Annotated in this window: 1 pseudogene; it reads right to left on the bottom strand. The window is 64.4% G+C overall.

Annotated elements, in window-relative coordinates:
• Positions 1 to 88 precede the first annotated feature (88 nt).
• Positions 89 to 5,750, bottom strand: a pseudogene (locus tag RMCN_RS12990) (amino acid adenylation domain-containing protein); the annotation flags it as partial.
• Between the last annotated feature and the right edge of the window lie 89 nt (positions 5,751 to 5,839).

The raw sequence follows: 5,839 nt of genomic DNA, 5'->3' as shown, positions 1-5,839 counted from the left end.
CTTCAATTCCTCCGGATACCGCCTCGATGACTTCGAACCCACGTGCCCATCCTTCCCAACGGAAGAACTCTCCCGACACGCCGGGGTGGATCACCCACACCGACACATCAAAAGCCAACGAATGACACAGCGCCCACACCCCCGGATCGGGCAATCCCGCATCCAACGATCCCAACAGCCCGGTCACACCGGCATGCGTAATCCCCGCCGCCTTAGGCACACCCGTCGTACCCGAGGTATAGATCAAATACGCCACATCATCGTGGTGCGGCACCGGCAACGCAGACCCGTCACCGGTGACCGACAAATCATCGACATCGATGACCCTCACGCCGTGACCGGCCAGTCGGGACCGCAAAGTCGCCGTAGTGATGACCACCACCGGCGCGGCATCCTCCAACACGAAATCGATACGCGCGTCAGGCACCACCGGATCCACCGGCACACAAGCCGCCCCGGTCTTGAGCACCCCCAGTATCGCCACAATCGCATCCGCCGACCGCGGCACCAACAGCCCCACACGCTCGCCCGGACCCGCACCCAGATCCACCAACGAATGCGCCAGCCGATCTGCAGCCTCGTCCAAGTCGAGGTACGTCATCGATCGGCCCTCGAAGGTCACGGCGACCGCCTCCGGTGCGCGCACCACCTGTGCGCTGAACAACTCCGGGATCGACATCGGCGGGCGAGAATCGGTCAAACTCGCACGGTGGCCGAGCTCATCGAGCCGAGCGCGCTCGAAGTCGTTGAGGGCTCCGATCGAAGCCACCCGCCGGGTCGGGTCGGTGCACATTGCCGCCAGCACCCGCTCAAACCGCTCGATCAACACCTCGATGCTCGCCGCATCGAACACGTCGGTACGGAACTCCACCGCACCCGCGATGCCGGCGGGCTCACCGTCTTCAGTGACGCTCTCGGCCAGTGAGAAGGTCAGGTCCATACGGGCGGTTTGGGTTTCGACCGGAATCGGCGTGACGTGCAGGCCTCCCAGGTGCAATCCATCGGTGGTTCCCGCGGCGTACACGGGGAGGTTCTGCCACGCCAAAGACACTTGTACAAGGGGGTGGTGGGCGAGGTTTCGGGTGGGATTGAGTCGCTCCACCAACACCTCGAAGGGCACATCCTGATGCTCGTAAGCAGCCAAGCAGCGCCGGCGCACCTGAGCCAACAACTCCCCCACCGTCAGATCCGCACCCACATCCACCCGCAACACCAACGTATTGACGAAAAACCCCACCAGATCATCCAGCGCCGGATCACCCCGACCAGCCACCGGAAAACCCACCGCCACATCACGACCCGCACCGACCTTCGCCAACAACACCGCCAACGCAGCCTGCACCACCATGAAACTGGTCGCATTGAACTCCCGCGCCAGCGTCGCGATCTGTTGCTGCAACGGTGCCGGCCAATCCACAAGGACGCTGGCACCGTCGTGGTCGGCCACCGCGGGATAGGGCCGATCGGTCGGCAACGGCATTCGTTCCGCCAACCCGCCCAGCTGCTGTTCCCAGTACGCCAACTGTTCAGCGATGGGACTGTCGGGGTCGGTCACTTCACCCAGCTGGGCGCGTTGCCACAGTGTGTAGTCGGCGTACTGCACCGCCAACGGCGCCCAGTCCGGCACGAGTCCCGCGCATCGCCGGGCATAAGCCACACCCAGGTCTTTCATCAAGCGAGGCATCGACCACCCGTCGGCGGCAATATGGTGCACCACGGCCGCCAGTACGTGCTCGTCGTCGGCGAGGCGGAAAAGCCCTACATGTAGGGGCATCTCGGCGGCCAAGTCGAACGTTCGGCGGGCCACCGCACCGATGGCCTCATCCAATCGGCTTTCCGACCACCCGCTGGCATCGACGGCGTTCCAACCGAAGTCGGCATGCTCGGACGGCACGACCACCTGCTGCGGGATTCCGTCGGGAGCGGCCACCAGAGTACGCAGGCTCTCGTGGCGGGCCACCACATCGGCCAGCGCGGCCCTCAACGCTTGGGAGTTCAGGGGTCCGCTCAGCCGTAACGCGGCGACGACGTTGTAAACCGGTGACGGACCGTGCAACTGATCCAGGAACCACAACCGCTGCTGAGCAAATGACAGTGGCACCGCCGCCGGCCGCTCCGACGGAACCAACCTCGGCCGGCCACCCGGAGCCGCCCCGGTGCGCCCGGCCAACCGGGCGACCGTGGGCGCCTCGAAAAGCTCTCGCACCGAAATGTGGGTATCCAATGCGCTGTTGACAGCGGCGGTCGCTCGCATCGCCAACAGCGAATCCCCGCCGAGGTCGAAGAACGAGTCGTCGACCCCCACGCGGTCGGCACCCAGCACACGGGCGAAGATGCCCGCGATGATCTCCTCCACGGCGCTGCTCGGAATCCGGTATTGACCCGCCTGGTATTCGGGTGTCGGCAGGGCGCGGGTGTCGAGTTTGCCGCTGACCGTCAGTGGCAGCGCCTCGATCAACACCACCGCCGCGGGCACCATGTAGGACGGCAGGCGATCGGCCAACTGCGCACGCACTGCAGACGGCTCGGCTGTTCCGGTGATGTAGCCGACCAGACGCTTGTCACCGCGACGGTCCTCACGCACAACCACCGCCGCCTGAACCACCCCATCCAATTGCGCCAACACAGACCGAATCTCACCCAGCTCGACCCGATACCCACGAACCTTGACCTGCTCATCAGCACGCCCCACAAACTGCAACTGCCCATCAGCACGCCACAAAACCAGATCCCCGGTCCGATACATCCGCGACCCCGCCGACCCAAACGGACACGCCACAAACCGCCCAGCCGTCAACCCCGCACGACCGAGATAACCCACCCCCACACCCACACCAGCCACATACAACTCCCCCACCACACCCACCGGCACCGAACGCAACCAACCGTCCAACACAAACACCGCCGTCGTCGGAACGGGCGCCCCGATCGGCGCTGCACCTGATCCCGGCGCCAGTGGGGGGCTCATCGACGCGTACACCGTGGTCTCGGTGGGGCCGTAGGCGTTGACCATCACCCGGCCCGGCGCCCACCGATCCACCACCTCCGCCGGACACGCCTCACCACCGACCAGTAACGCCAGCGACTCCAGTCCTTCGGCGGGAAGCACGCTCAGTGCGGACGGAGTCTGAGTCAACACGGTGACGTGCTCGTTGAGCAGCAACGCCCGGAATTCTTCGGGTGAGTCGGCGATCGTCTCGGGCACGATCACCAACCGCCCGCCATTGAGCAGCGTGGCCCAGATCTCCCAGACCGAAAAGTCGAAAGCATATGAGTGGCACTGGGTCCAGACCTGCTTGTCGGGAAGATGCGGAGACATCGAGTTCACCAGATGAGCAAGGTTTCGGTGACTGATGGCGACCCCCTTGGGGGTCCCCGTGGTGCCCGAGGTGTAGATCACGTAGGCAAGGTCATCAGCCGTGGGCGTCGGTGAGAACTCGCTCGGATAGGTTTCTGTCCGAGCATCCTCGAGCTCGATGACCGTGACGTCGTACCCGTCCAGGCGGTCGGCCAGTCCGCGGATGGTTACCACGCTGATCGGCGCGGCATCGATGAGCATGAATCCGATCCGTTCGGCGGGCAGGTTCGGGTCGATCGCCAGATATGCGGCTCCCGTCTTGAGCACCGCCAGCATCGCCACAACCGCTTCAGCCGATCGTTCCAATAGCAGCGCGACGCACTGCCCCGGTCCCACACCGCTGTCGGCCAACAAGTGCGCCAGGCGATTCGACGCTTGATCCAGCTCCAGGTAGGTCCACAACCGGCCACCGCAGCTGACTGCGGCAGTCCCCGGCGCCTCGGTCACCCGGGCGGACCACAACACCGGAATCGAGACCGCCGGAGGGTCGATGCGTTTCATCCGTACGCGATTACCCGCTTCGTCCAGCCACGCATGCTCGTCTTCGGTGAGCACGTCCACCGACCGGACCCGCCGCATCGGATCCGCGGTCATGGCCGCCAGCACCCGCGTCAGCCGCTCGATCAACGCCGCGATGGTGCTCGCGTCGAACACGTCGGTGTCGAACTCGACCCGGAGGCCGAGTTCGCGACCCGGCTGAGCTTGCAGGGTCATTGGGTAGTGGTTCGATTCGCGTGCGGTGGTTTCGGTGATGGCCAATCCGTGGTTGACCGACAGCGCGGCGGTCTCGATCGGGTAGTTCTCGTACACGAACAGGGTGTCGAAAAGCCTTTCCTGACCGGTGATCCGGTGGATGTCGGTCAGCGCCAGATGCTGGTGTTCGAGTGTGCCGAGGTGAGCGTCATGGAGTTGTGCGATCAGATCGCCGATGGTGGTGACGGCGGTGACATTCGCCCGCACCGGAACGGTGTTGATGAAAAGGCCCACCATCGACTCCGCTCCTCGCACCTCGGCGGGCCTCGTCGATACGGTGGTGCCGAAGGCGATATCGCGGCGGTCGGTGAGCCACATCAGTAGTTGGGCCCATGCGGCTTGCAGCACGATGTTGGTGGTGGTGTGGTGGGATCGTGCCAATTCGCCGATGTCGCGGGTGATTTCGGCCGGTATCTGGAAGGTTTCGACGGCGCGGGGCCCGAGTGTGGAGCGGTCGGGCGGGCCCACCAATGTGGGGGTGTCGAAACCCGCCAGGTAATCCTGCCAGGCTGTGCGGGCCGCATCGCGATCCCGGCTGATCAGCCAGGCGACGAAGCTGCGGTACGGCGCGGGCGCCGGCAACCTCTGTCCCTGATAGCTGGCGAAGATCTCTCCAACGAGGATCGGCAGCGACCAGCCGTCCATCACGATGTGGTGATTGGTCATCACCAGCCGATGCCGGTGTTCAGCGATACGGATCAACGCCACCCGGAAGACGGGCCCGTCAGCCAGGTCGCTGACCGCGGCGCGTTCCTCGGCGCAGATTCGCTGGATCTGGTCGTCGACGTCGAGTCCCTCGGCAAGGGTGCCGATGTACCGCCACCCCGCGGCTGGATCGGCCGGGATGATCTGCACCGGCTCGTCGAACTCATCGGAGAAACGGGCCACCAGATGAGGGTGGCGTTTGACCACCGTGTCCACCGCTTCGTGCAATTTGTGAGGTTCAAGGGGGCCGGCCACGGTGGTATCCAGTTGCACGGCATACACATCGGTTGTCTGCGTGCGGGCGTGGAAGAGCAGCCCCTGCTGCAGGGGGGTCAGTGGCAGGACGTCAGCGATCTGCATATCGGCTCTGCAAGCGGTCGATCTGCTGTTGGTTGAGGCTGACGGCGATGTCGGAGGGGGTGAGGCCGCCGCCGCCTGCGTGGACGTGGGTGCAGATGCCGGTGAGGGCTTGGAACCAGAGTTGGTTGAGTCGGTGGATGTGTTCGGGGGTCAGTGTTGAGGGTGCCCATGTCCAGTGGGCGTGTAGTTGTGGTCCGGTGCTGGTGTCGGTGGTGGCTGCGTTGATTTCGATGGTGTGGGTCAACGCGATTGCGGTGGCGGCCGCGGTGGCTGCCACGGTGCCGCTGTGTTCGGCGATGCGCCACACCTGATCCGACAATTGTGCTGCGGTGGTGGTGAGTCGGCCCAGGTAGTTGAATCCGATCGGGGGATCGTGCTCGGGTAGCTCGATATCGGGGTTCAGATAGCGCAGCAGACCATAGCTCAGTGGGTCGGGCAGAGCACGCAGTTGTTCTTTGGCGTCTTTGACCACTGAACCCAGGCCAGCATCACCGGCGGTGACCTGCGCCCACGACAATCGACGGATGTCCAGGGCCACGGGGTATTTGGTGGTGAACCAGCCCACCGTGCGAGCCTGTCACGAATTTTGTGTAAGTCAGAGGTGATTTGACTACGAATTGTATTCTAACACAACGGAAGTCGCCCTGGAAACAGCTTGGCGAG

Source organism: Mycolicibacterium novocastrense, assembly GCF_001570485.1.
In the GTDB taxonomy this organism is placed as follows: domain Bacteria; phylum Actinomycetota; class Actinomycetes; order Mycobacteriales; family Mycobacteriaceae; genus Mycobacterium; species Mycobacterium novocastrense.
Note: the sequence above shows the minus strand (reverse complement) of the source record. Positions and strands in the feature narration are given on the sequence as shown.